The following is a 26,137-nucleotide window of genomic DNA, read 5'->3' on the forward strand; positions in this document are numbered from 1 at the left end:
AGCACCTTTCATGGCAGGAGCTACCATTTGGTCGTCTCCGTCAAAGCTGTCCAATGCTTTCACTGCTTCGTCATATTTACCGAGGTGTGCATAGCAGAGACCCATATAGGCTTTTGCAAGATTGGCTGCTTTTGTGCCGCTGTATTCGTCTGCCACTTTTACAAATCCGGCAAAACCGATGCTATCACCGTTCAGTGCTTGTGCATAAGCGTCTGCTTCGAAGTATTCTTGCCCTTTGAATAAGGCAGCTTGTGCTTTTTCTTCACGGGGGTCTGCATAAAGGTTCTTGTACATCACTACACCGGCAATGATGATGATTACTGCTACTACAGTGCCGATGATTGCTTTTTTGTTCTTAATGAAAAAGGCCTCCGATTGTGTCAGTGCATCCTCCACGTTTAAGGCTTCATTCGTCTTTTTTTGTTCTGCCATTTTTATATAATCTTTTTGTTATTATTCTTATTTATCTATTTCGACCCGCAAAAGTAAGTTTTTTATAGCTATCAACGAAATTTAGCGGCATCTTTTTTTGTTTTGTATCAGAAAACACCGAAATTATTTCTACTTTTCAATAAGCCGGGCTTCACCTCTGTATTAAAAATAAGCAGGCTTATTTTGTACTGCTTTCGGTTTTGCATTATCTTTGTAACCGAACTCATCGTTACTATAATGATACTGAAACGTATATCTATACTCAATTATAAGAACTTGGAGCAGGTGGAGCTTTCATTCTCGCCCAAGTTAAACTGCTTTTTCGGACAGAACGGCATGGGGAAAACGAACCTGCTGGATGCGGTGTATTTTTTGTCTTTCTGTAAAAGTGCCGGTAATCCCATTGATTCCCAGAATATCTGCCATGATGCCGACTTCTTTGTTATTCAAGGGTTTTATGAGGCTGCCGATGGGACTCCTGAGGAAATCTACTGTGGTATGAAGAGGCGCCAGAAGAAACAGTTCAAGCGAAACAAGAAGGAGTATACGCGTTTGTCGGACCATATCGGCTTCCTGCCTTTGGTCATGGTCTCGCCTGCCGATTCGGAGTTGATAGCAGGAGGCAGTGATGAACGCCGACGTTTTATGGATGTGGTTATCTCGCAGTACGACAAAGAGTATCTGGATGCTTTGATACGATACAATAAAGCTTTGGTGCAGCGGAATACCTTACTGAAGAGTGAACAGCCGGTGGAGGAAGAGCTCTTTCTGGTCTGGGAGGAGATGATGGCACAAGCCGGTGAAGTGGTGTTCCGCAAACGTGAGGCCTTTATCCGTGAGTTTATTCCTATTTTCCAGTCTTTCTATTCATTCATTTCGCAAGATAGGGAGAAGGTGGGATTAAGCTATGACTCTCATGCCCGCGATGCCTCTTTGCTGGAAGTGCTGAAGGAAAGCCGTGCTCGCGACCAGATTATGGGCTATTCGTTGCGCGGTGTGCACAAGGACGAGCTGAATATGCTTTTGGGAGATTTCCCCATCAAGCGTGAAGGGTCGCAGGGACAGAACAAGACTTATCTGGTAGCGTTGAAGCTGGCACAGTTTGATTTCCTGAAACGTACCGGGACCACTGTTCCCTTGTTGTTGTTGGACGATATCTTTGACAAGCTGGATGCCTCGCGTGTGGAGCAAATCATCAAGTTGGTGGCAGGCGACAGTTTTGGACAGATTTTTATAACCGATACCAACCGCGAACACCTGGACCGTATTCTGCATAAAGTGGGCAGTGATTATAAGATGTTCCGTGTGGAGCAGGGAACGGTTGCCGAAATGAAGGAGGAAGAGGCATGAAGCGCAATAATGCCGAACAGATAGGTGAACTTATCCGTCATTACCTCAGGCAGGAAAGTCTGGAGTCTCCGCTGAATGAACGGCGGCTTATCAGTGCGTGGCCCGAAGTGCTGGGGCCTACCATTGCCTCCTACACCCGTGAACTTTATATAAAGAACCAGGTGCTTTATGTGCACCTCACTTCTGCTGCTTTGCGCCAGGAACTGATGATGGGGCGCGAGTTGCTGGTGCGCAACTTGAATCGTCATGTGGGGGCCCAGGTCATAACGAATATCATATTCAGATGAGCATCCTCAGCTCATCTATTCTTTCAATCTTCAGTTCCTTTAATTCCCGGACTGCCCGGTCATAATACATCGGAGTTTCCAAATCCTTGTTGTCATGCGCATCCAGTCCGATGATAGCTGTACAGCCTTCATTGGCAGCGATTCGCCAGAACTCCGGGCACGGGTAGGTGGATAAGCCGTGCGCTTCATTGTAGGCTACATAGCCTATATTGTATTCCAACGGGACATTCAGGCGTGCAGCAGTACGGCAGATGTGCCGGCTGATGGTAGTGCAATGGTGGTCGAACTTCGGATAGGAGCGCATGAACAAGTCCGGATGGGCAAGGCAGGAGAATAATCCGCTTTCCATACCTTCGATGGCGCTCTCTTCGTAAAGTTCGAGCATGTCGCGGCTGTCTGTATGATGGCCGAAGTAGGGGAACTTTTCATCGGTGTGGTAGTGATGGTTTCCGAAGATGATATAGTCCAGTTGGTACTTCTTGGTTTGCTCTTTCAGCCAATGGATATATTGGGGGAAGTATTCACATTCAAGTCCTATTCTGATGTCTATCCGGTCGTGGTATTTCTCACGGAGCGTCTTGAGACTCTCCACGTAGCCGGGGAGCTCCTCGGGGAGCATCCGCATGTCGGCTACGTAGTCGGTTCGGTATTTCCTGGGAGTATGGTCTGAAAACCCGAGTATCCGGTAACCGCCTTTGATGGCACTGAGCACATAGTCTTCGTCATCTCCGGTGGCATGCATGCAGCGTGTGGTGTGTGTATGATAATTAGTTTTCATTGCGTAATGATTTCATCCATGCGTATATCAAACGGTTCCGCAGGAACTTCTTCTACGAGTTGAAACGGGAAGCAGATGCCGGCTTTGTGGGCTGATGGGATGCGGGGCAGAAGCCGGTCATAGTAACCTTTACCGCGCCCCAGGCGGTTGCCGTTACGGTCGAATGCCACGCCGGGAACCACTATGAAGTCTATGTCTGCATAGTCGGTAAATAGCTCGCCGGTTGGTTCTTCGATGCCGTATGCGCCAGGTTTCAAGTCTTCGGGTCCGGTGTACAGCCGCAGTTCCAGGTCGTCACCTACAACTACCGGAAGCAGTATCCGCTTTTCGCGGCTCCACTTCCGGATAAATTCGTGTGTGTCCACTTCGTCTTTGAGAGAGTGGTAGAGCAGTACGGTTGTTGCCGCCCTGAAAGCGGGGTGTGCCTCGAGGGCGGCAAGTATTTCAGCAGACTGACGCGTAGCGGAAGAGCTGTGTCGGGTCTTCAACAAAGCTACCTGCCTGCGCAGTTCTTTTTTCCTTTCCATCATCTTTTTTATCCTCTATGATTGGTGTTGCTTCCGGAGCTTTGGGGAATGCCTCGCCACGTTCCAGAATATCCAATGCTTTCTTGACGGTAGCATCGCTCTGGTTGATGTAGCGGATGTATTGCTCCCTTCCCAGTATGTTATAGATAATGTTGCCGTAAAGACTTCTTTCCAGTAGCTTGTAGGACTTTTGGATAAGCAGGTTGCGCCGTTTTACTCCCTTGGAGTCTGCAAAACGTACAAACTGCTCCACAATACTCTGGTGGCGAAGGTACTTCAACAAGTCTTCTTCATTGTCGTATTCACTCAATTTCGCGCGGTTGCGGTCGGTATACTGGAAGCTGAATTGCAGAATCAGTCCCTTGTTGCTTACTTCTATCAGGTAAGAAGATACTCCGGTTGTGTCTTGCGGAACGAATACGTCCGGCATAATGCCACCGCCGCCGTATACGGGTCTGCCCAAACCGGTAGAGTAACGCAGGTTTTCGTCCAGTTTGATGCTGTCTTTGGAGAAGAACTCGCCGTGTTCGTAACGGGTAATCCAGTCCATTTCGTATTTGCTGTCCTTGCCGTTCTCGTAGGGGCGCTGGATGCAACGGCCCGATGGGGTGTAATAACGGGCAATGGTCAGGCGGATGGCGGAACCGTCACTGAAGTCGATGGGTTGCTGTACGAGTCCCTTGCCGAAGGAACGGCGTCCTACAATGGTTCCGCGGTCATTGTCCTGAATGGCGCCCGCAAAGATTTCGCTGGCCGAAGCGGAACTCTCGTTTACCAATACCACTAGCGGCAGCTTCTGGCAACTGCCGGTACCGTTGGCATATTCCTCCATGCGGGGATATTTGCGGCCGTGGGTATATACAATCAACTTCCCTTCCGGCAGGAATTCGTTCACCATGCGTGTGGCGGCTTCCATGTATCCTCCGGTATTGTCGCGCAGGTCGATAATCAGGCCTTTGCACTTCTCGTGGCTCAGTTGGGCAATCGCATTCAGCAGCTCCACGTGTGTGGTACGTCCGAATTTGCTGATTTGTATATATCCGTAGTCATCGTCGAGCATATAGGCTGCATCAATGGTGTTTTGTGGGATGTCACCGCGTGTGATGGTGAAGTCGAGCAACTCCTTTTCCGTGGCACGCTTGACGCCTAACTTCACTTGGCTTCCTTTCGGACCTTTCAGGTTGCGCATGGCCTTTTCGTTTGTCAGGCCTTTGCCTGCAAACAGACTGTCGTTGACCATTACAATGCGGTCGCCTGCCATCAGGCCCACTTTCTCGGACGGTCCGCCGGGAATCACGCTGTTTACGTGTATCGTGTCTTCTTGAATGGTGAACTGGATACCTATACCGCTGAAGCTGCCTTCAAGTTCGGAGTTTACCTCTTCCAGCTTCTGTGCGGGGATGTAGGTGGAGTGGGGGTCGAGTTCCGCCAATATCTGTGGCATGGCCTTCTCTACCAAATCGGTCATGTTGACGGTATCCACATACTGGTCATCAATAACACGCAGCAAGGCATTCAGCTTGTTGGACGAGCTATTGATGATTCCCAGTTTATTACCGGCAAAATGCCTGGCATAAAACGTTCCGATAAGGATTCCCGCGACTACGCTGATTGCGATGATGAGCGGCATAAAGCGGGAAGTATTTTTTGTACTCATGATGTTTATTTACTATTAGACTATTTACAATTTACTATTTGGCTGCGCATGCAACTTTCAACTTTCCATTTTCAACTTTTCATTATCCATTGAAATAAACACTACCTCGATGCCTGCCCGTTTCAAAAGTTCGATACCATCTTCCAGGCGGTATTTCTCGGAGTAGACTACCCGTTTGATGCCTGCCTGGATAATCAGTTTGGAGCATTCTATGCAGGGGGAGGCAGTGACGTACATGGTGGCACCGTTACTGCTGTTGTTTGAACGGGCTATTTTGGTAATGGCGTTTGCTTCGGCATGGAGCACGTATGGTTTGGTGACGTTATTCTCATCTTCGCATACATTCTCAAAACCGGAAGGGGTACCGTTGTAGCCGTCAGAGATAATCATCTTGTCTTTTACAATCAGTGCACCGACCTGGCGGCGTTGGCAATACGAATTTTCGGCCCAAATGCTTGCCATACGTATATAACGCCTATCCAATGCTTCTTGTTTGTCTTTTGTAGAATCGTCCATCATATTTATGCTTTATCGTTGCGGGGTGAATCCCATGACTCTGGTTGTCGGTCCGTCTTTAAAATAGAGGGTCAGTGAATTGGCATCCCCTTCATACTTGTACACGTTTTGCAATCCGGAGATGAATGCCTTGGCCAGTGCATCGCTTTCTGCAGCCCCCGTAACCTTCACACTGATGCTGAGCGAGCCTGAAGCTCCGTCGGCTTTCCAAGTGCCGTTGACGCTTGAGTTGATGCCTTGTCCGTTGACGGTGGTGCCCATCAGTTCTCCATCCAGTTCAGTACCTTCAAAATTGAGGGTGAAGGTGCTTTTCTGATTATATAGCTTGTCCAGACTCTTCTTCATCTCTTCCTCATTGTTGTTCCAAAGGTTTGGATAGAATTGGGCATTGCTGCCTTTATTGGTGAGTCGGCTGAGCTTCCATGTCTTCCCGGTGAATATTCCGATAACATCGTCCTCGTTGTCGCAACCGCTTAGCAGGGGGAGCAGCGAAAACATGAGCAACATGCAAAAGATGTTCCTTATAAGTCTCTTCATTTCTTTATTCCATTTCTGATTAATAATGCGTCGATTGTAGGCTCTTGTCCGCGGAAGCGTTTATAGAGCGTCATCGGATGTTCCGTTCCGCCTTTGGAAAGGATATTCTCTCGGAAGGAGGCGGCAGTCTCCGGGTTGAAGATGCCCGTCTGCTTGAATAGCGAGAAAGCATCTGCATCCAGCACCTCTGCCCATTTATAACTATAGTATCCGGCAGAATATCCTCCGGCAAAGATATGGGAGAATTGTGTGCTCATGCAGGTTTCTGCCACAGAAGGCAGAATCTGTGCTTTTTCCCAAGCCTTCTTTTCATAGGCTTTCACGTCACCTTCAAACGGGGTGTTACGTGTGTACCAAGCCATATCGAGCAGGCCGAAGCTAACCTGGCGGAGGCAGGCGTATGCCGCGTTGAAGTTGGAGGAATCCACAATGCGCTGTACCAGTTCGTCCGGTATCAGTTCTCCGGTTTGGTAATGGCGGGCAAACGTATGCAGGAATTCCTTTTCGATGGCAAAGTTCTCCATGAATTGGGAGGGGAGTTCCACAAAGTCCCAATACACATTGGTCCCGCTTAGGCTTCCGTAGGTGGAATTGGCAAACATACCATGCAGGCTGTGTCCGAATTCGTGCAGGAAGGTTTCTACCTCGCCGAAGGTCAACAAAGCAGGTTTGTCCTGTGTCGGTTTGGTGAAGTTCATCACAATGGATATGTGGGGACGGCTGTTCTCACCGGTCTTTTCGTCAATCCACTGTTCCTTGTAGCTGGTCATCCAGGCTCCCGAGCGCTTGCCTGCTCTGGGGTGGAAGTCGGTATAGAACACGGCAAGGAATTTCCCGTCTTTGTCGAAGACTTCGTAGGCATCCACATCCTTATGATAAACGGGAATATCCGGATTCTTCTTGAAGGTGATGCCATACAGCCTGGTTGCCAGGCCGAATACGCCTTGCTTCACGTTGTTCAGCTCAAAGTAAGGGCGGAGCAGCTCATCGTCGATATTGAACTTCCGGTCTTTCAGTTTATGGGAATAGTACGCCCAGTCCCACGGCATCAGGACGAAGTCTTCTCCTTCCGCTTGGCGTGCCAGGGCTTGCACTTCTGCATATTCTTGTTTGGCGGTAGGCGTGTAAGCCTCCAGCAGTTGGTCCAGCAGCTTATACACGGACTCACTGTTTTGTGCCATGCGCTCCTGGAGGTTGTATTCGGCGAAGTTGTCATAGCCTAGGAGTTGGGCAATCTCCATACGGACATTGGCCAGTTTCTTTACAATTTCCAGGTTATTGCTGGCGTTGTCATGCGTACACTTCGTATTGTAGGCCATATATAGCTCACGGCGCAGGTCACGGCTGTCTGCGTAGGTCAGAAAAGGGCCATAGCTGGGAGCCTGCAGGGTGAATACCCAGCCTTCGACGCCTTTTTCCCCGGCTGTCTCTGCAGCGGCTTCTACCGCGCTCTCGGGCAGCCCGGCCAGTTGTGACTTGTCGGTGATGACAAGCTTGTAGTCGTTCGTTTCTTTCAGGTTGTTTTCGCTGAACTGCAGCGTCAGCAGGCTGAGCTCTTTGCATAAAGCCCGGTATTTCTCCTTATCTTCTCCCAGGAGGTTGGCACCGTTGCGTACAAAGCCGTTATAAATGTCTTCCAGCAGTTTGTGCTGTTCCGGGCTCAATGTTTCTTTGTCTTGCTGTTCGTAAACAGCTTTGATACGTGCAAACAGCTCTTCGTTCAGGCTGATGTTGTTTGCATGCTCGCTCATCATCGGCATGATTTCTTTGGCCAGTTCCTGTAGGTCATCGTCCGTTTCGGCACTGAGCAGATTGCCGAATACAGTGCTGACACGGTGGAGCATCTCACCGGACTTCTCGTAGGCCAACACTGTGTTGGCAAATGTCGGGACTTCCGGATTGCGGATGATGGCCTCTATTTCCGCATTTTGGCGGCGGATGCCTTCGCGGATGGCGGGTACGTAATCTCCGGTCTTAATCTTGTCGAACGGGACAGTGCCGTGCAGCGTGGAGTATGTTTCAAAAAAAGGATTTTGAGACGATATAGTGTTCATAAAGCAAAGCAATATTAGAGTTAGTATAATCTTCATCATGTTTAAAGGGTCTGATAAAAAACGAACTAGCTGCAAAATTGCAAAAAAAATAGGCGACTTCTGCAGAAGTCACCTATTTTTTATTATTTTCTAACTGTATATTAGCAGTTAACTGATGCCATGTGAGCAATCAAGTCAAGAACCTTGTTAGAATAACCGATTTCGTTATCATACCAAGATACAACCTTAACGAAAGTATCAGTCAAAGCGATACCAGCCTTAGCGTCGAAGATAGAAGTGCGAGTGTCACCCAAGAAGTCAGAAGAAACAACTGCATCTTCAGTGTAACCCAGAACACCCTTCAATTCGCCTTCAGAAGCTTCCTTCATGGCAGCGCAGATTTCAGCGTAAGTAGCGGGCTTAGCCAAGTTAACTGTCAAGTCAACTACAGATACGTCCAAAGTCGGAACACGCATAGACATACCAGTCAGTTTGCCGTTCAATGCCGGGATAACTTTACCTACAGCCTTAGCAGCACCGGTAGAAGACGGGATAATGTTGCCGGAAGCAGCACGACCACCTCTCCAGTCTTTCATAGAAGGACCGTCAACTGTCTTCTGAGTAGCAGTTGTAGAGTGAACAGTAGTCATCAAACCGTCAGTGATACCCCATTTGTCGTTCAATACCTTAGCGATAGGAGCCAAGCAGTTGGTAGTACAAGAAGCGTTAGATACGAATTGAGTACCCTTAACGTAAGTCTTTTCGTTAACACCGCAAACGAACATCGGAGTGTCGTCCTTAGAAGGAGCAGACATTACAACATATTTTGCGCCGGCTTCGATGTGAGCTTGAGCTTTGTCTTTGCTCAAGAACAAGCCAGTAGATTCAACAACGTATTCTGCCTCTACTTCGTTCCATTTCAAGTCAGCCGGGTTTCTTTCTGCAGTGATGCGGATAGCCTGACCGTTAACGATCAGCTTGCTGTTTTCAACATCAGCTTCGATAGTACCGTCGAACTGGCCGTGCATAGTGTCATACTTCAGCATGTAAGCCAAGTAATCTACCGGGCAAAGGTCGTTGATACCTACGATCTGAATATCGTTTCTCTTCATTGCAGCGCGGAATACGAAACGTCCGATACGTCCGAATCCATTAATACCTACTTTAATCATTTTGTTTAAACTTTTAAGGGTTTTATAATGTTTAAAAATAAACTTTCGCTTACTAATTGCAATTCTTTCTGATTTGCGGTGCAAAAGTAAGAAAATGTTTTTATATTCGTAACCAAAATCATAATTAAATAATTGAAAAGATGGGAAAAAGTTCATTTTTACAGGAATTTAAGGCTTTTGCCATGAAGGGCAATGTGATAGACATGGCCGTCGGTGTGATTATCGGTGGGGCATTCGGAAAAATCGTCTCCTCCATTGTGGCAGATGTGATTATGCCTCCTATCGGGCTGCTGGTGGGCGGTGTCAACTTTACAGACTTGAAGTGGGTGCTGAAACCTGCCGAAATGGTGGACGGAAAAGAAATTGCTGCCGTGACCCTGAATTACGGTAATTTCTTGCAGGTCACCTTCGACTTCCTGATTATAGCATTCTCTATCTTCATGTTCATAAAGTTGTTGACCAAGCTGACTGAAAAGAAGAAAGAAGAGGCACCTGCCGCTCCTCCGGCTCCCTCTGCCCCGAGCAAGGAAGAGGTGCTGCTGACCGAAATCCGTGATTTGCTGAAAGAAAAGTAATATCGAAGCGGAACTTCATAGGGATGTCAAAACCCTCTTGACGCTTTTTTTAGGCGCGGAATTCTAAGACCTACACAAGTTTTTGCACAGGAAACTTGCGTAGGTCTTAGAATTCCGCGCCTAATATTATAACATGATGAAAGCGTTCATGGCTTTTGATACATTCCCTAATGCATTTAACTCTCCCCGGTACCGCCGGAAACTGTCCCTTTTTATACTAAGCAGTAATCTTACCACAGCCGTGGTAAGAAAATAACATTGCTGTGGTAAGCAAGTTGCATAGCTGTGGTAAGAAAACAGCACGGTTGTAGTAAGAATAGCTTTTAGTATCCTTGTGGATAGTTCTAGCCTGAAATTAAAGCTGTTTTTAGTAAAAAAACGTTTTTCTGTCACATTATCCCTGATAATTCCTTTACTTTTTCTACTTTTGCAAATCATTTATTAAAGTCTATACGGATTTATATGCAAGAGAAGATTATTATTCTTGATTTCGGTTCGCAAACCACGCAGCTCATCGGCCGCCGGCTGCGCGAATTGAATGTCTATTGCGAGATTGTACCTTACAACAAATTTCCATACGGAGATGAGAGTGTAAAAGGAGTTATCCTTTCGGGTAGCCCCTTTTCTGTTTATGATAAGAGTGCATTCAAGGTAGATTTGAGCGGGATTCGTGGGAAATACCCCATTCTGGGTATCTGCTACGGTGCGCAGTTTATCTCCTACAGCAACGGTGGACGGGTGGAGCCGGCAGGAACCCGCGAGTACGGACGTGCCCATCTCGGTTCTTTCGATTCGGAGAATGTCCTTTTCAAAGGGGTAAGGAAGAATACCCAAGTATGGATGAGCCATGGAGACACGATTACAGCCATTCCCGACAACTTCAAGATTATAGCTTCTACGGACAAGGTAGCGATTGCTGCTTACCAGGTGTCCGGCGAGGAGATGTGGGGAGTGCAGTTCCATCCGGAAGTATTTCATAGCGAGGACGGTACGCAGATGCTGCGCAACTTCGTGGTGGACGTATGCGGTTGCAGCCAGAGCTGGAGCGCCGCATCGTTTGTAGATACTACTGTGGCCGAACTGAAGGAGCAGCTTGGCAACGACCGAGTTATCCTGGGACTGAGTGGCGGTGTGGATTCTTCGGTAGCCGCCGTGTTGCTGCATCGTGCCATTGGCAAGAACTTGACCTGTATCTTTGTGGACCACGGACTGCTTCGCAAGAATGAGTTCAAGAATGTGATGCACGACTACGAATGCCTGGGACTGAACGTGATTGGCGTGGATGCCAGCGAGAAGTTCTTCAAGGATTTGGAGGGAGTGACCGAGCCTGAGCAAAAGCGTAAAATCATCGGCCGCGATTTTATCGAGGTCTTCGATGCCGAAGCGCACAAGATAACCGATGCCCGTTGGTTGGCACAAGGCACCATTTATCCCGACCGCATCGAGAGCCTAAACATTACGGGCAAGACCATCAAGAGCCATCACAACGTGGGCGGTCTGCCCGAGGAGATGAACCTCCGTCTGTGCGAACCGTTGCAGTGGCTGTTCAAGGACGAAGTACGCCGCGTGGGACGCGAATTGGGAATGCCCGAACATTTGATTACCCGTCATCCTTTCCCCGGTCCGGGACTGGCTGTCCGCATCCTGGGGGATATAACACCGGAGAAGGTGCATACTTTGCAGGAAGCCGACGATATTTTCATTCAGGGCTTGCGTGACTGGAAAGTGCAGGATGCCGACGGCAACGAGACATCGCTCTACCATCAGGTCTGGCAGGCGGGCGTCATTCTTCTGCCCGTACAGAGTGTGGGCGTGATGGGCGACGAACGCACCTATGAACGTGCAGTGGCCTTGCGTGCCGTCACTTCCACCGATGCCATGACAGCCGACTGGGCGCATCTGCCCTACGAATTCCTGGGTAAGGTGTCCAACGACATTATAAATAAGGTGAAAGGTGTGAACCGCGTGACCTATGACATCTCTTCAAAACCACCCAGCACAATAGAATGGGAATAAGACCTACTGAAATTATTAACTTAAAAACAATATAGAAGAATGAAGCAGGATATGATTGTGATTCTGGATTTGGGAAGCCATGAGAACACAGTGCTTGCCCGGGCGATTCGTGCGTTGGGAGTATATAGCGAAATCTACCCGCACGACATTACTGCCGCCGAACTGAAGGCCTTGCCGAATGTGAAAGGCATCATCATCAACGGCGGCCCCAACAATGTGGTTGACGGGGTGTCCATCGACGTGTTGCCCGAGATTTACGAAGCGGGATTCCCCGTAATGGCTGCCGGACACGACAAGGCGCTGTGCGAAGTGAAGCTGCCGCAGTTTACGGATGATGTGGAAGCCATCAAGGAGGCTGTGAAATCTTTCGTATTCGATACTTGCAAGGCTGAGGCGAACTGGAACATGACGAATTTCGTCAACGACCAGGTGGAGTTGATACGTCGTCAGGTGGGCGACCGTAAGGTGCTGCTGGCACTGTCCGGTGGTGTGGATAGCTCCGTGGTGGCCGCTTTGCTGCTGAAAGCCATCGGAGACAAGCTGGTTTGCGTACACGTGAACCACGGACTGATGCGTAAGGGCGAATCGGAAGCCGTGGTGGAAATCTTTGGCAAGGAGCTGAAAGCTAACTTGATATACGTGGATGCTACAGACCGTTTCCTCTCCAAGCTGGAAAACGTGGCTGACCCGGAAGAAAAGCGCAAGATTATCGGCGGAGAGTTTATCCGTGTCTTTGAGGAAGAAGCCCGCAAGCTGGACGGTATCGACTTCCTGGGACAAGGTACCATCTATCCCGATATTGTAGAGAGTGGCACAAAAACAGCCAAGATGGTGAAGTCTCATCACAACGTAGGCGGTCTGCCCGAGGATTTGCAGTTTGAATTGGTGGAGCCGTTGCGCCAGCTGTTCAAGGACGAAGTACGTGCATGCGGTGTAGAGCTTGGATTGCCGTACGAGATGGTTTACCGTCAGCCGTTCCCCGGTCCCGGATTGGGAGTACGTTGTCTGGGAGCCATTACCCGTGACCGCTTGGAGGCTGTACGCGAGTCGGATGCCATTCTGCGTGAGGAATTCCAACTGGCAGGCCTGGATAAGAAGGTATGGCAGTATTTCACTGTGGTGCCCGATTTCAAATCTGTGGGTGTACGCGACAATGCACGTTCGTTCGACTGGCCCGTCATTATCCGTGCCGTCAACACAGTGGATGCCATGACCGCTACCATTGAGCCGGTGGACTGGCCCATCCTAATGAAGATTACCGACCGTATTCTCAAGGAAGTGAAAACCGTCAATCGCGTTTGTTATGATATGTCTCCGAAACCCAATGCGACTATCGAGTGGGAGTGAGATTGACCAATGATAATGATAGCCTCACCTTAAAAACGGTGGGGCTGTTTTTTTTATAACAAAACAACAAAGAATAGAACAATGAAACTTTTATGTATGATTGCTGTCTTTTTGTGCATCCCCTGGGTAGCCTCTGACGCACAGAAGCAGGACTGGGGAAATTTGAAACGCTATGCAGAGGCAAACAAGGAACTGGTACGGAAGGGAAAACAGAAGGACCGGGTGGTTTTTATGGGCAACTCCATCACGGAAGGATGGGTGGCAAACGATGCCGCTTTCTTTGAAGACAACGGTTATGTGGGCCGTGGTATAGGCGGGCAGACTTCTTCCCATTTCCTGCTCCGTTTTCGCGAAGATGTCATCAAGCTTGCTCCGGCGCTGGTCGTGATAAATGCAGGTACCAATGACATTGCGGAAAATGCAGGCGCTTATAATGAAGAATACACTTTTGGAAATATAGTGTCTATGGTAGAGCTGGCACGGGCCAATAAGATAAAGGTGATTTTGACGTCTGTGTTGCCTGCCGCTGCCTTTGGCTGGAATCCTTCGGTGAAGGATGCTCCGCAAAAGATAATGCAGCTGAATGCCAGAATCCGGAAGTATGCCCAGGAAAACAAGATTCCTTATGTCGACTATTACAGTGAGATGGTGGAAGGCGACAATAAGACTCTGAACTCCTCGTATACCCGGGATGGGGTACACCCCACTCTAGAAGGGTATAAAGTGATGGAAGCCTTGATAAAGAAAGCGATAGACAAGGTGTTGTAGGAAATCTCGGTTCAGGTGGCCTATAAGAGCTTTTCTGCGTCGGGAATCATCATCTCGCCTCTGTGCAGTTCGAGCAGGCCTTTCTCCTGCATGCTGTTCAACGCTCTTGATACTCCCATACGGGTATCATTGACCACCTGAGCCAATTCTTCCATTTTTATTTTCAGTATTTTCCTGCCTGACGGACGTTCGATATGTGTCAGGATAAAGTTGCCGATACGTTTCTCAAGGTTGTCGGTGCTTTCTGCCCAAAGACGGCTGTTTAGGCTTTGGGCGCGGTTGCTGATGATATTCATGTAATTCAGGCGGAATATGTCATATTTGAACAATTCGCTCATGACGAAAGCCTTGCTGATGCTCACTGTGTGGGTCTCGGTTTGGGCGGTATAGGCCGAGACGTAGGAGGTGCTCATCCCGAACAGAGATTGTGGCTCGATGACATAAGGTGCCTGAAAATATTCCGTGGAGCTGTATGATGTATTCGCAGATGAAGTACATGAGGAGATTTCACCTTTCAATACGAATATCAGTTGACTGCATGTGTCACCGGCTTTCACGATAACTTCGCCGGCTTTATGCTTTGTAAAGCTCAGCTTGACTTTCCCCAGGATATTGGTAAAGTCTTCTTGTGCGAGTCCTTGAAAGAGTGGCAGTTGCAGTAATGTATCAAACATTGTATTCATAATGCTTTTTCTTCTTGTTTTGAAACAAAAGTAGATATTATCAAGGTGTACTGTAAACTCTTTGCCCCTCTTTTTGTTTTTTTTATTGTTTCTTAAACGTGCTATTCAATCCTTGTAGACGAATCCTCATCCTTCTCCTCTTCCTTCTTATCGTCCTCATCCTCATTGTTTTCCTCATCTTCGTCTTCCTCTTCGTCTTCCTCTCCGGCAAACGGATCGGGCCGTTGGGGACCGTATTCCATAAAGCCTATGGCGCATAGCGTGCCTGCTATGGCTCCGCTAAGGTGTCCTTCCCAGGAAGTGGTGGCTTTGGCAAATTGTGGGAACATATTCCATACCAGGCCGCCATATAGGAACGTTATCAACAGTGAAATGGCGATAAGCGGTACATGTTTGCGCAGAATGCCGCTGAAGAACAGAAAAAAAGCCAGTCCGTATATGATGCCGCTGGCTCCGATATGCCATCCCGGTTTCCCTATAAGAAAGGTAAGCGCACCGCATCCTATCCAAATGGCAAAGAAGATGTAGGGGGCTATATGCCGGTAGAAATAGAACAGACACCACATCAGGAAAAAGAGTGGAATCGTATTGGCGAACAGATGCTTGAAACTGCTGTGTACCAGTGGATGTGCGAAAATTCCGAACACGCCCCGCTGTTCCATCGGATATACTCCCAGTCGTGTGAAGTTCCAATCCATGCCTGTCTCCAAAAACTTTAAAATGTATAAAATGAATAGCAGGAATAGGGGTATAACCGCCGCCAATGCCATTCTGCGTATATCATGCTTCATATTTCGTACAGTGATTGCTATTTTTGTACAATACTACGGAATATTTGACGAAAACCGAAAAAAAACTGACTTTTTATTTTGCCTATAAGCTTTAATTCGTATTTTTGGGCATCGCTACATGGCTTGTAGCGCATATACCGAAATAATTAACCTTTAAATAATGCACAACTATGAGTTATTTACGATTTGACAAGACCCTGATGATTAATCTGCAAGAATCTTTGCCAAGGGAGATATTGCGGACGAATAGGTCGGGAGCCTATCATTGTACAACAATTGTAGATTGTAACACACGCAAATATCACGGTCTGTTGGTGATACCGGTCCCCAACCTCGATGATGAAAACCATGTGCTGCTGTCTTCTTTGGATGAAACTGTAATTCAGCACGGTGCGGAGTTCAACCTGGGGTTGCATAAGTATCAAGGAAACCACTTCAGTCCTAACGGGCACAAGTATATCCGAGAGTTTGACTGTGAAAATATCCCCACAACTACCTATCGTGTAGGAGGCGTCATCCTTCGTAAGGAAAAGATTTTCGTACACCATGAAAATCGGATTCTGATTCGTTATACCTTGGTCGATGCCCATTCGGCAACCACACTTCGTTTCCGCCCTTTCCTGGCATTCCGCAGTGTGCGCGAGTACACGCACGAAAATGCGCAGGCAAGCCGCGACTACCAGTTGGTAGAGAATGGCATTAAAACCTGCATGTATCCCGGTTATCCGGAGTTGTTCATGCAGCTCAACAAAAAGAATGAGTTCCACTTCCAGCCTGACTGGTATCGTGGTATCGAGTATCCCAAAGAACAGGAACGCGGATATGACTTCAACGAAGACCTTTATGTGCCGGGATATTTTGAAGTGGATATAAAGAAAGGGGAAAGCGTTGTCTTCTCCGCCGGTATCTCCGAGATTTCTCCCCGCAAGCTGAAGCAGACTTTTGAGTCCGAGGTGGCCGACCGCACTCCGCGTGACAGTTTTTACCACTGTCTGAAAAACTCGGCGCACCAGTTTCACAACAAGCAGGGGGAGGAGCATTATGTGCTTGCAGGCTATCCTTGGTTCAAGTGTCGCGCCCGTGACTTGTTCATCTCCCTGCCGGGTCTTACTTTGGCCTTAGGCGAGCAAGATGAATTTGAAGACGTGATGAAAACAGCCGAAAAGGCTATCCGTGAGTTTATCAATGGAGAACCTTCCTCCTATAAGATATACGAGATGGAGCATCCGGATGTGCTGCTGTGGGCTGTCTGGGCTTTACAGCAGTATGCCAAGGAGACTTCGCGTGAAAATTGCCGGCAGATGTACGGTAATCTTCTCGAGGAGATTGTTGACTATATCCATGAACGCAGGCATGACAATCTCTTCCTGCACGAAAACGGACTGTTGTATACCAATGGCACCGAGAAAGCGGTTACCTGGATGAACTCTACCGCCAATGGCCGCCCGGTTATTCCACGTACGGGCTACATTGTAGAAGTGAATGCACTGTGGTACAATGCCCTGCGTTTTGTAGCCGATATGGTTCGGGAGGGGGGCAATGAAATTCTTGCCGATACACTGGACGCTCAGGCAGAAATCACCGGAAAGTCTTTCGTAGACGTCTTCCGCAATGAGTATGGCTATCTGTTCGACTATGTGGATGGTTATATGATGGACTGGAGCGTACGTCCCAACATGATATTTACCGTTGCCTTTGACTATTCTCCGTTGGATAGGGCCCAGAAGAAACAGGTGCTTGATATTGTGACGAAAGAACTGTTGACTCCGAAGGGCTTGCGTACACTGAGCCCCAAGAGTGGCGGATACAATCCGAATTATGTAGGTCCTCAGATTCAAAGAGATTATGCCTATCATCAGGGTACGGCATGGCCGTGGCTGATGGGTTTCTACATGGAAGCATATCTGCGTATCTATAAAGTGAGTGGCGTGTCGTTTGTAGAGAGATACCTCATCGGTATGGAAGATGAAATGACTTCCCACTGTATTGGCGCATTGCCCGAACTCTTCGATGGTAATCCTCCGTTTGTTGGAAGAGGGGCGGTGTCATTTGCCATGAATACGGCGGAAATCCTGCGTATCTTGAAGTTATTGTCTAAGTATAATTTATAATAGGAGGAACGAAGATGAAAGTTTTAATGTTTGGATGGGAATTTCCTCCCAAAATATATGGTGGTCTTGCGGTTGCTTCTTATGGAATAACTAAGGGATTAAGTTTGCAGGGTGATGTGGAAACTACTTTCTGCATGCCCAAGCCGACGGGCGAAGAAGAGGACTTCTTGAAGATAGTGGGCATGAACCAGGTGCCTATCGTGTGGCGTGATGTCGATTACAATTATTTGAAGTCGAGGCTGACGCGCAACATGACGCCGGAAGATTATTATTCTTTTCGTGACCATATCTATTCGGATTTCTCTTATATGCACGTCAATGACATAGGCTGCATGGACTTTGCCGGCGGTTATCCCGGCAACCTGCACGAAGAGATAAACAACTTCTCGGTGATTGCCGGAGTAGTGGCTCGCCAGCAGGAATTTGATATTATTCATGCCCACGACTGGCTGACGTATCCCGCCGGAGTGCATGCCAAGATGGTGAGCGGAAAGCCGCTCTGCATCCATGTCCATGCTACTGACTTTGACCGTTCACGTGGAAAAGTCAATCCTACCGTCTATTCTATGGAGAAGAACGGTATGGATTATGCCGACTGCATCATGTGCGTGTCCGAACTGACCCGCCGCACGGTTATTGAGCAGTACCATCAGAACCCCAAGAAGGTGTTTGCCATGCACAATGCCGTCTATCCTCTCTCGCAGGAATACCAGGACATTCCACGTCCCGACCATTCCAAAGAGAAGATTGTGACATTCCTGGGCCGTATCACCATGCAGAAGGGACCGGAATACTTTGTGGAAGCAGCTTCGCTGGTATTGCAGCGTGCCCGCAACATCCGCTTTGTTATGGCCGGTTCGGGAGATATGATGGATGCCATGATTAATCTGGCAGCCGAGCGGGGCATCGCCGACCGGTTCCACTTCCCGGGCTTCATGAAGGGAAAGCAGGTATATGAGGTTTACAAGAACAGTGATGTATTCGTTATGCCTTCCGTTTCCGAGCCTTTCGGTATCGCTCCGCTGGAAGCCATGCAGTGTGGGACTCCTTCCATCATTTCCAAGCAGTCGGGATGCGGTGAAATTCTTGATAAGGTCATTAAGACCGATTATTGGGACATTCATGCAATGGCCGATGCCATTTATTCCCTCTGCACTAATCCCGCTCTCTTCCAATATCTGCAGGAGGAAGGCAGGAAAGAAGTGGATGGAATCACGTGGGAAAAAGTAGGCTTGAGAATCCGCGCCCTCTACGAGGATGTGTTAAGAAACTATGGTAAATAACAAAAACAATAATAGAAATGAGAACTATCTGTCTTTATTTTGAAATACATCAAATCATTCATCTGAAACGTTACCGTTTCTTTGATATAGGTACCGATCATTATTACTACGATGATTATGCCAATGAAACCAGTATCAATGATGTAGCCGAACGCTCTTATATCCCGGCATTGAACACCTTGATTGAAATGGTGAAGAATTCCGGAGGTGCGTTTAAAGTGGCTTTCTCCATCTCGGGGGTTGCGCTGGAGCAGTTGGAAATATATGCACCGGCTGTCATCGACTTGTTGCACCAGCTGAATGATACCGGTTGCTGTGAGTTCCTTGCCGAGCCTTATTCCCATGGCCTTTCTTCTCTGGCCAACGAGGATTGCTTCAAGGAAGAGGTGATGCGTCAGAGCGCTAAGATGAAGCAAATGTTCGGTAAGGCGCCGAAGGTGTTCCGTAATTCCAGCCTGATTTATAATGATGAGATTGGTGCGATGGTGGCAGCTTTGGGATTCAAGGGTATGCTGACGGAAGGAGCCAAGCATGTTCTGGGTTGGAAGAGTCCGCACTATGTATACCATTGCTCTATGAATCCTAACTTGAAGTTACTGTTGCGTGATTTTAAGCTGTCTGACGACATCAGCCTGCGCTTCTCCAACTCCGAGTGGAACGAGTATCCTTTGTTTGCCGACAAGTACATCAACTGGATTGACGCTCTGCCGCAGGAAGAGCAGGTCATCAATGTCTTTATGGAACTCTCTGCTCTGGGTATGGCACAGCCGTTGTCTTCCAATATTCTGGAATTCCTGAAGGCTCTTCCATACTGTGCCAAGGAAAAGGGGATTACTTTCTCCACACCGACGGAAATCGTTACCAAACTGAAATCTGTTTCCCAGTTGGATGTTCCATACCCGATGTCTTGGGTGGACGAAGAAAGAGATACCAGCTGTTGGCTGGGTAATGTGATGCAGCGTGAAGCATTCAACAAGCTGTATAGTGTTGCCGAACGTGTCCATCTCTGTGATGACCGCCGTATCAAGCAAGACTGGGATTATCTGCAGGCAAGTAACAACTTCCGTTTCATGACTACCAAGCAAAGCGGTGTCGGTTTGAACCGTGGCATTTATGAATCTCCTTTTGATGCTTTTACCAATTATATGAATATTCTTGGTGACTTTATCAAACGTGTCGATTCTCTCTATCCGGTGGATATAGATAATGAAGAACTGAATGCATTGCTGACCACTATCCAGAACCAAGGTGCCGAGATAGAGGAACTGCATAAGGAATTGGAGAAAGCACAGGCCAAGTTAGAGAAGATAAAGGCTGCAGAAAAGAAAGAGAGCAAGGCTACAGCTAAATCTGCCGCAGAAAAACCGGCAAAGACCAAGGCTCCTGCCAAAAAGCCTGCCGCAAAGAAAACAACTAAAAAGGCTGCTGAATAATATCGGCAGCTTGTCCCATCAATCAAAAAAGCCTTCCGCTCAACAATGAGTGGAAGGCTTTTTTATGGAATATCTGTCAGTTACTTGTTGAAACTGGTGTATGTAACTTCTATTTTCAGCGGAGATTCCACTTCACCTTTTGCATTCTCTTTCGGGCCGCCTTTTAGTTTGGCATATCCCGGCTTAAGGTCGTTTTGGATACCGGTCATGGTTTTGTTACCGCTACTACTTGTACTGTTGTCATAGGTAATGGAAACCGGAATCAGCAATACCTTATCCCAGTCTTCATTTTCTTTGTTCCAAGTTTTCTCCCACTCTGTCTCATTCCAAGAACTGCCGGCTTTGTCTTTGGCGGCTTTCTTGGCAGCTTGTTTTTCGTTGATGCAAGTGGTAACCAAACGGGCTATGTTGCTGAATACATATTGATTAGTAGCAAATGCATTGTGGGTGGTTGTAAATGAGGTAATATTATCCCTGACTTTGTTCTCTTCAAAGAAGCTCTTCAAGTCCTGTTTACGTATCAACAGCACGTCATTGGGAGCACTCATGCTATATTCGTAGTCACTGTTTATATTGTAATTCGTGAAAGTCAGCTTCACGGCATTCAGGGTGTCATTGGTCAGTTTGTTGTATATTGAATCGTATGGCATGATAGCTTCGGTGAAGATACCGGCAGGAGATTTGATATAAGTGTGTTGGGGTTCGGCAGCCTTTTCCTTTATCAAATCAGAATTCATGAACTGGTTTGCCTGGATAACCTCTTTGGTAGAGGCAAATACAGTCTGCATGCTATAGAACAAAGAGTCTGTACCATCTTTTTTCTTCAGTGCTACACCGGTAGTATCATTTACGTGGTGGAAACGGAATTGCATATTTAAAGCCACATAATCCACATAGAGGATGGTTCCATCTCCGTAATCGCTCTTTACATATACTCCTTTGAAAATCTTGTCTATGAAAGTTGCGGCGTCTTTAAAGTATTCGGGATGCTCGCGATAAACCTTCAATATTCTGTCTTCGCCGAAAGTTTTCTTGTCCAATGGGAACGTCACATTGGGATAGAAAGTGTAATAACCGTTATTGTCTTTTTCAAATCTCACAGAGTCCGGAACAGACGTATCGAAAGCTGAATAAGCCTTACGTCCGAGCAGGGACTTGGGGTCGTACTTGTTGTAGTACTCTTCCGGATTGATATTGGTATAGCGATTTTTGTCCAGCTTCTTGTCCAATTCATAGATACTCATCCGGCATGCATTCAGGGAGTCGCCGAACCAACTGGAATAATAGACTGCAAGTTGCACTGAAACTACCGAGTCGGCAGTCATTGTACCAGTTGCCTTGATTGGATTTCCTTCACTGTCCCGTTCGGTCACTTTATACACTTCCGGAAGGGAGAAGTTTTCCGTACAGTTCAGCTCCGTAAGGAAACTTGTTTCGTAATAACCGAATTCCGGGTCGGAAAACTTGCCTATATAGCCGGTACTCGTTTTGGCAAATACAGAATCAACGGCAAATGAACGTGTTGTTACATTAAAAGTAGTAGTATGCGCTGACATGCCGTCAGAATCGGGCAACATACCCAGACCTAATGTTCCGGTGTTGTCATCGCATCCAAAGAAAGTCAGGACTGCCAAAAGCAATGTTCCCAGGTATCTTATTTTCATAGTTTTAACTGTCTAAATCGATTTTATTTTTGTTCTGTTTCCCATACCTTGTCGTAGAAGTCATTGCAGGCTTCAGCAAAGTTCTCGGGAGATTGATATTCCAATACCGGTTTTCCGGATTCGCGGGCATAGTTCAGTACTTCCTCATTGACGTGTTCGCTTTGCTGGATAATGCCGTCGGAGAAGTCAGCAGCCAGTTTGCAAAGTGCTGTGTAGTCAATGGGTTCCTTCAATCCTGCAATATCTTTCTTGGCGATGCCTTTCAACAATAGCTTGTTAGAGAAGTCTGCGTGGAAAGGTTGTTTGAAGTCATCTTCATAAAGGGAAAATATGACCTTGGCATCTCTGAAGGAAGGTTCGTCTTTATAGACTTTTTTGATGTACAGAGGCGCTAAAGCGGTCATCCAGCCGTGGCAGTGGATGATGTCGGGACACCAACGCAGTTTCTTCACCGTTTCCAGTACGCCGCGGGCATAGAAGATGGCACGGGCATCATTGTCTTCATACTCTTCACCATTTTCGTCTGTTACCTGCAAGCGGTTCTGGAAGTAGTCATCGTTGTCGATGAAGTATACTTGCATACGTGCAGACTGGATAGAGGCAACCTTGATGATGAGCGGGTGATCGGTATCGTCAATGATGAGGTTCATGCCGGAGAGTCGTATCACCTCATGCAGCTGGTTTCTGCGTTCGTTGATATTTCCCCATTTGGGCATAAACGTTCTGATTTCTCTGCCTTTTTCTTGAATAGCCTGAGGTAGGTTTCTGCCTACGAGGGACATTTCGGATTCTGAAACGTAAGGGGTAATTTCTTGGGTTATAAATAAAACCTTGTTCGCCTTTGTCATAATAACAATGTTCTCAATTATTCTGCAAAGATATAAAAAAAATCGGGCAATAAAGCAAACGGAGCCCGTCTATAATTCCTTATGAATTGTTAACTGCTTGTTATTCAGTGAGACAGCTGCTTCTGGAATTGCCGGAAAGTGTACTGAGTTTTGCATTAATTTGCGATATTTCTTCTTTATATGCTAAATAATGGTTTATTTTGCACCGCTTTTGCGAACAACCAAGTTATTATATAACCAATTAAAATGGAAATAGTACATACTATCAAGGACTTGCAGGCCGGACTTTCGGCTTTGAGAGCCCAGGGAAAGAAGGTAGGTCTGGTGCCTACGATGGGTGCTTTGCATGCCGGTCATGCCTCATTGGTGAAACGTTGTGTGGCAGAAAATGACGCTGCCGTAGTAAGCGTTTTTGTAAATCCGACCCAGTTTAATGACAAGAATGATTTAGTGAAATATCCCCGTACGCCGGAGGCTGATTGCTGTTTGCTGGAGGAGTGTGGAGCGGCATTTGTCTTTGCACCTTCAGTGGAGGAGATGTATCCGGAACCGGATGCCCGCCGTTTCAGCTATGCGCCGCTGGACACAGTGATGGAAGGAGCATTCCGTCCGGGACATTTTAACGGTGTCTGCCAGATTGTGAGCAAACTGTTTGATGCTGTGCAGCCGGATCGTGCCTACTTTGGCGAGAAAGATTTCCAGCAGCTGGCAATTATTCGCGAGATGGTCCGCCAGATGAAATATCCTTTGGAAATTGTAGGGTGTCCGATTGTGCGTGAGGAAGACGGGTTGGCTCTGAGCAGTCGCAATGCCCGTTTATCTGCCGAAGAACGTAAAAATGCACTGAAAATTTCGCAGACTTTATTTGAAAGTCGTACCTTTGGAGCTTCACATACGGTAGCTGAGACACAGAAGTTTGTGGAAGACACCATCGCAGCCGCCCCCGGATTGCGTTTGGAATACTTTGAGCTGGTGGATGGCAATACCTTACAGAAGATTACCGATTGGGAGGAAACTTCTTATGCTGTGGGTTGCATCACAGTATTCTGTGGGGAAGTTCGTCTGATTGATAATATCAAGTACAAAGAGCCTGCTGCCTTGTAATTTATAATTAGTAATTCGTAATTTATAAAGATATGATGATTGAAGTGTTGAAGTCGAAAATCCATTGTGCCCGCGTCACGGAAGCGAACCTGAACTATATGGGAAGCATTACGATTGATGAAGATTTGATGGATGCCGCCAACATGATTGCCGGCGAGAAGGTGTATATAGCCGACAATAATAACGGTGAACGTTTTGAAACCTACATTATTAAAGGCGAGCGTGGCTCTGGCAAAATTTGCCTGAACGGTGCGGCAGCCCGCAAGGTGCAACCTGATGACATCGTTATTATCATGTCCTACGCGCTGATGGACTTTGAAGAAGCCAAGTCGTTCAAGCCGACGGTGATTTTCCCCGACCCGGCAACGAACAAGGTGGTGAAGTAGTCTCCATATTGAAATATGGAAATAAAGCCCTGTTTGCAATTTATTTGTAAACGGGGCTTTGTTTTACTTCTGATTCTTCTCCGCAGGGTTCGTATGAGAATGAGGAGCCGATTTAATCTTGTCGAGTAAATACAGAATCTCAGTTTGGACATCGAAATTATATCTTTGGTAATCCTGATAGGTGGGCATCAAGTCTGGATAAAGTGTGTGGGCACACCGGTCTTTGCCCGGAAAGCATATTTGTATGGAGTTGGAGATAGAGCCTTGCATACCGGTATAGGGTAGCCGGAATAAGGTTTGTTCCATGTAGGTATTGGGGGCTTGTCCGCTGGGTATTCCTACAAGGGTAGCACCCATTTTCCACAGATAGAAAGTGTAGTGGAAAGCTGCACTGAAGGTACGTTCGTTGGTAATGACGTAAATGTGTTCCGGAGTATAGAGCGCCTTTCCTTGTTGCTTTCTCAGTTCTTCCGGCACACTGGATATACAGTTCTTGATGAAGTCGGTCCGTCGCTGTTCTATGTTTGTGGTGTCTGCTTCGTCCGTACTAAAAGTGTAGTCACCGTAGGCATAGTCTGTTCCGTATGCTTGGTTGAAATCCTGTAAGTTTGTCTGTAGTTTTTGCATGTAGAGGGGAGAGATGATACGATAGAATTCTATATCCATATCCGTTTGCAGGAAGTGGTCGCCGAACAGTTGGTAAAGTGTGGGTAGGACAATTGGAGTCCAGCCACCGCTATTGTTGCGCAAATCTATGATGAGGGTGGAGGAGGCTTCCTTCTTCATCTCTTTCAGCATATGGGCGAAAACTTCGGAAAGGGACGGGAGTTGCCGAATGGCTAGCAGGGTATCGGCGGGCATCTCTTGTTTCAGGATATCCCGATAATAGAATCCTATTTGCCGGTATAAATCTTTCAGCCCTTGTTTTTGCATATACTCAAAATTATCCCGTGCCATGATACTGTTGATATTGATGAGCATTATTTGCTTGTCGTTGTCTATGAACTGATAGGCCAGTTGTTTGTCTGTATAAGCTTTCCAACTGTTATTGTGTTGCATGGGTGTGTTTTGCACTTCCTGCCTTGACAATAAGGGAAGGGTTAATCCTCTTGATTTGCCGTCGGGAGTAAGAAGTGAGAGGTGAAGGTTGTCTTTCATTTCAGGGAAAAGCTGTCTCAAGAAATGTTCCGTAGGCATGGACCTGCATAGATTGGCATAACGGTCATATAGGTTTTCACTGGCTTGGATAGCGGCAGTGCGGGCCAGTACCTCTTCTAAAGAATCTCCGTTGATGGTTGTGATACGGCTACCTAACAAGTCTTTGTACGTTTCAGGGATTCCTTGAAGTATAATGCCGTCGGGGATGGTGCGTACTTCCAGTGCCAGGTAACGCTGATTTGCTTGTTGATTGGCTGTGGGAGGTAAAAGGTAGGTATGTCCGTCTTGCAGATTGGATAGGAAAATGCTTACCTTGTCAAAAAAGGTCTGTTTCGTACCGGGAGTCCGGCGTAACTCGTTCTCCAGATGGAAAGCTTGTTCGTAGAAGAATACTTTTCCTCCGAAGCCGCTGTAAGGGTCGGGATGGGTTGCTGCCAGTTCTTTTACCAGATACCGAAAGTCTGAGGCAAGGGAATCCCCGTTTAGGGGCTCTTGGGCGCTTGCCAATAGGGAAGCCAGACAGGGAAGGAGGGATAGATAAATACGTTTCATATTCTTGAAATATTTAAATTGTATGCTAGAAGGGGAAAGTAGAGGGAGAGGTTGTAGTAGAATAAAAAAGGTGGAGTTCGTATGTCTCCACCTTTCATGACAGATTCTTATTTTTTTAGCTGCTCATTC

The 26,137-nt window shown here is 47.2% G+C and carries 23 protein-coding genes and 1 pseudogene; 11 read left to right on the top strand and 13 right to left on the bottom strand.

Annotated features, from left to right (window positions below; all coding sequences use genetic code 11):
- A pseudogene (locus ABUA47_RS10715) lies at positions 1–432 on the bottom strand (hypothetical protein); the annotation flags it as partial.
- 237 nt (positions 433–669) lie between these two features.
- Between ABUA47_RS10715 and recF the strand changes: the two are divergent.
- Together recF and ABUA47_RS10725 are read left to right on the top strand one after the other, a co-directional pair.
- A complete protein-coding gene (gene recF / locus ABUA47_RS10720; protein ID WP_005823617.1) occupies positions 670–1,782 on the top strand; it encodes a DNA replication/repair protein RecF in 1,113 nt (370 codons plus the stop codon).
- Positions 1,779–2,069, top strand: a complete 291-nt coding sequence (locus ABUA47_RS10725) for a DUF721 domain-containing protein (RefSeq protein ID WP_005823615.1) — start codon at positions 1,779–1,781, stop codon at positions 2,067–2,069. The genes recF and ABUA47_RS10725 overlap by 4 nt, the downstream gene beginning before the upstream one ends.
- On the opposite strand, the gene ABUA47_RS10730 is transcribed toward ABUA47_RS10725, so the two are convergent.
- The 7 genes from ABUA47_RS10730 to gap all read right to left on the bottom strand — a co-directional run bounded on the left by ABUA47_RS10730 (position 2,062) and on the right by gap (position 9,289).
- Positions 2,062–2,847, bottom strand: a complete 786-nt coding sequence (locus ABUA47_RS10730) for a histidinol-phosphatase (RefSeq protein WP_349831604.1) — start codon at positions 2,845–2,847, stop codon at positions 2,062–2,064. The two genes, ABUA47_RS10725 and ABUA47_RS10730, sit on opposite strands and share 8 nt — an antisense overlap.
- The gene (locus ABUA47_RS10735; RefSeq protein WP_035449971.1) at positions 2,844–3,374 is read right to left on the bottom strand and encodes a 5-formyltetrahydrofolate cyclo-ligase; all 531 of its coding nucleotides are present in this window, start codon (positions 3,372–3,374) and stop codon (positions 2,844–2,846) included. The genes ABUA47_RS10730 and ABUA47_RS10735 overlap by 4 nt, the downstream gene beginning before the upstream one ends.
- The gene (locus ABUA47_RS10740; RefSeq protein WP_035449970.1) at positions 3,292–5,031 is read right to left on the bottom strand and encodes a S41 family peptidase; all 1,740 of its coding nucleotides are present in this window, start codon (positions 5,029–5,031) and stop codon (positions 3,292–3,294) included. The genes ABUA47_RS10735 and ABUA47_RS10740 overlap by 83 nt, the downstream gene beginning before the upstream one ends.
- A gap of 57 nt (positions 5,032–5,088) precedes the next feature.
- The gene (locus ABUA47_RS10745; protein WP_005835453.1) at positions 5,089–5,547 is read right to left on the bottom strand and encodes a deoxycytidylate deaminase; all 459 of its coding nucleotides are present in this window, start codon (positions 5,545–5,547) and stop codon (positions 5,089–5,091) included.
- Positions 5,548–5,559: 12 nt separating this feature from the next.
- The gene (locus ABUA47_RS10750) at positions 5,560–6,084 is read right to left on the bottom strand and encodes a DUF4847 family protein (protein WP_009037063.1); all 525 of its coding nucleotides are present in this window, start codon (positions 6,082–6,084) and stop codon (positions 5,560–5,562) included.
- Positions 6,081–8,138: a M3 family metallopeptidase gene (locus ABUA47_RS10755; RefSeq protein WP_349824521.1), complete on the bottom strand. Its 2,058-nt coding sequence runs from the start codon at positions 8,136–8,138 to the stop codon at positions 6,081–6,083. The genes ABUA47_RS10750 and ABUA47_RS10755 overlap by 4 nt, the downstream gene beginning before the upstream one ends.
- 140 nt (positions 8,139–8,278) lie before the next feature.
- On the bottom strand, positions 8,279–9,289 hold the full coding sequence (gene gap, locus ABUA47_RS10760; RefSeq protein ID WP_005835458.1) for a type I glyceraldehyde-3-phosphate dehydrogenase: 1,011 nt from the start codon (positions 9,287–9,289) through the stop codon (positions 8,279–8,281).
- Positions 9,290–9,429: 140 nt separating this feature from the next.
- On the opposite strand from gap, the gene mscL reads away from it, so the two are divergent.
- From mscL to ABUA47_RS10780, 4 genes are all read left to right on the top strand, one after another.
- Positions 9,430–9,864: a large-conductance mechanosensitive channel protein MscL gene (gene mscL / locus ABUA47_RS10765; protein WP_035449968.1), complete on the top strand. Its 435-nt coding sequence runs from the start codon at positions 9,430–9,432 to the stop codon at positions 9,862–9,864.
- Positions 9,865–10,326: 462 nt separating this feature from the next.
- On the top strand, positions 10,327–11,880 hold the full coding sequence (gene guaA, locus ABUA47_RS10770) for a glutamine-hydrolyzing GMP synthase (protein WP_005823593.1): 1,554 nt from the start codon (positions 10,327–10,329) through the stop codon (positions 11,878–11,880).
- A 39-nt stretch (positions 11,881–11,919) separates the two neighbouring features.
- Positions 11,920–13,227: a glutamine-hydrolyzing GMP synthase gene (gene guaA, locus ABUA47_RS10775; RefSeq protein ID WP_005823591.1), complete on the top strand. Its 1,308-nt coding sequence runs from the start codon at positions 11,920–11,922 to the stop codon at positions 13,225–13,227.
- Positions 13,228–13,308: 81 nt separating this feature from the next.
- The gene (locus tag ABUA47_RS10780; protein WP_035449967.1) at positions 13,309–13,995 is read left to right on the top strand and encodes an SGNH/GDSL hydrolase family protein; all 687 of its coding nucleotides are present in this window, start codon (positions 13,309–13,311) and stop codon (positions 13,993–13,995) included.
- 20 nt (positions 13,996–14,015) lie between these two features.
- On the opposite strand, the gene ABUA47_RS10785 is transcribed toward ABUA47_RS10780, so the two are convergent.
- Together ABUA47_RS10785 and ABUA47_RS10790 are read right to left on the bottom strand one after the other, a co-directional pair.
- Positions 14,016–14,678 carry a Crp/Fnr family transcriptional regulator gene (locus tag ABUA47_RS10785; RefSeq protein WP_005823588.1) on the bottom strand — a complete coding sequence of 221 codons (663 nt, stop codon included), beginning with the start codon at positions 14,676–14,678 and terminating at the stop codon, positions 14,016–14,018.
- A gap of 101 nt (positions 14,679–14,779) precedes the next feature.
- Positions 14,780–15,469, bottom strand: a complete 690-nt coding sequence (locus ABUA47_RS10790) for a rhomboid family intramembrane serine protease (RefSeq protein WP_005823585.1) — start codon at positions 15,467–15,469, stop codon at positions 14,780–14,782.
- A gap of 170 nt (positions 15,470–15,639) precedes the next feature.
- Between ABUA47_RS10790 and ABUA47_RS10795 the strand changes: the two genes are divergently transcribed.
- Genes ABUA47_RS10795 through ABUA47_RS10805 form a run of 3 tightly spaced genes read left to right on the top strand, consistent with a single transcriptional unit; the run spans position 15,640 to position 20,296 of the window.
- Positions 15,640–17,580, top strand: coding sequence for a glycogen debranching enzyme N-terminal domain-containing protein (locus tag ABUA47_RS10795; protein WP_005823580.1), 1,941 nt, complete (start codon positions 15,640–15,642; stop codon positions 17,578–17,580).
- Between the two features lie 14 nt (positions 17,581–17,594).
- Positions 17,595–18,863 (top strand): glycosyltransferase family 4 protein, encoded by a 1,269-nt coding sequence (locus tag ABUA47_RS10800; RefSeq protein WP_005823578.1) that lies wholly within the window; start codon positions 17,595–17,597, stop codon positions 18,861–18,863.
- 17 nt (positions 18,864–18,880) lie between these two features.
- Positions 18,881–20,296, top strand: a complete 1,416-nt coding sequence (locus tag ABUA47_RS10805) for a glycoside hydrolase family 57 protein (RefSeq protein ID WP_005823576.1) — start codon at positions 18,881–18,883, stop codon at positions 20,294–20,296.
- A gap of 80 nt (positions 20,297–20,376) precedes the next feature.
- On the opposite strand, the gene ABUA47_RS10810 is transcribed toward ABUA47_RS10805, so the two are convergent.
- Both ABUA47_RS10810 and ABUA47_RS10815 read right to left on the bottom strand, forming a co-directional pair.
- Complete coding sequence (locus tag ABUA47_RS10810; RefSeq protein WP_035449965.1) at positions 20,377–21,960, bottom strand: DUF4270 domain-containing protein; 1,584 nt, start codon at positions 21,958–21,960, stop codon at positions 20,377–20,379.
- Positions 21,961–21,983: 23 nt separating this feature from the next.
- Entirely contained in the window at positions 21,984–22,808 is an 825-nt protein-coding gene (locus ABUA47_RS10815; RefSeq protein WP_009037059.1) for a glycogen/starch synthase, read from the bottom strand.
- Positions 22,809–23,054: 246 nt separating this feature from the next.
- Between ABUA47_RS10815 and panC the strand changes: the two genes are divergently transcribed.
- Together panC and panD are read left to right on the top strand one after the other, a co-directional pair.
- Positions 23,055–23,912, top strand: a complete 858-nt coding sequence (gene panC, locus ABUA47_RS10820; RefSeq protein WP_039162208.1) for a pantoate--beta-alanine ligase — start codon at positions 23,055–23,057, stop codon at positions 23,910–23,912.
- 32 nt (positions 23,913–23,944) lie between these two features.
- Positions 23,945–24,298 (top strand): aspartate 1-decarboxylase, encoded by a 354-nt coding sequence (gene panD, locus ABUA47_RS10825; RefSeq protein ID WP_005823568.1) that lies wholly within the window; start codon positions 23,945–23,947, stop codon positions 24,296–24,298.
- A gap of 63 nt (positions 24,299–24,361) precedes the next feature.
- On the opposite strand, the gene ABUA47_RS10830 is transcribed toward panD, so the two are convergent.
- Positions 24,362–26,008: a S41 family peptidase gene (locus tag ABUA47_RS10830; RefSeq protein ID WP_009037057.1), complete on the bottom strand. Its 1,647-nt coding sequence runs from the start codon at positions 26,006–26,008 to the stop codon at positions 24,362–24,364.
- Positions 26,009–26,137: the final 129 nt, after the last annotated feature.

Origin of the sequence: Bacteroides sp. RTP31139st1_H2_RTP31139_211217, assembly GCF_040227615.1 — a bacterium.
Lineage (GTDB): Bacteria > Bacteroidota > Bacteroidia > Bacteroidales > Bacteroidaceae > Bacteroides > Bacteroides uniformis.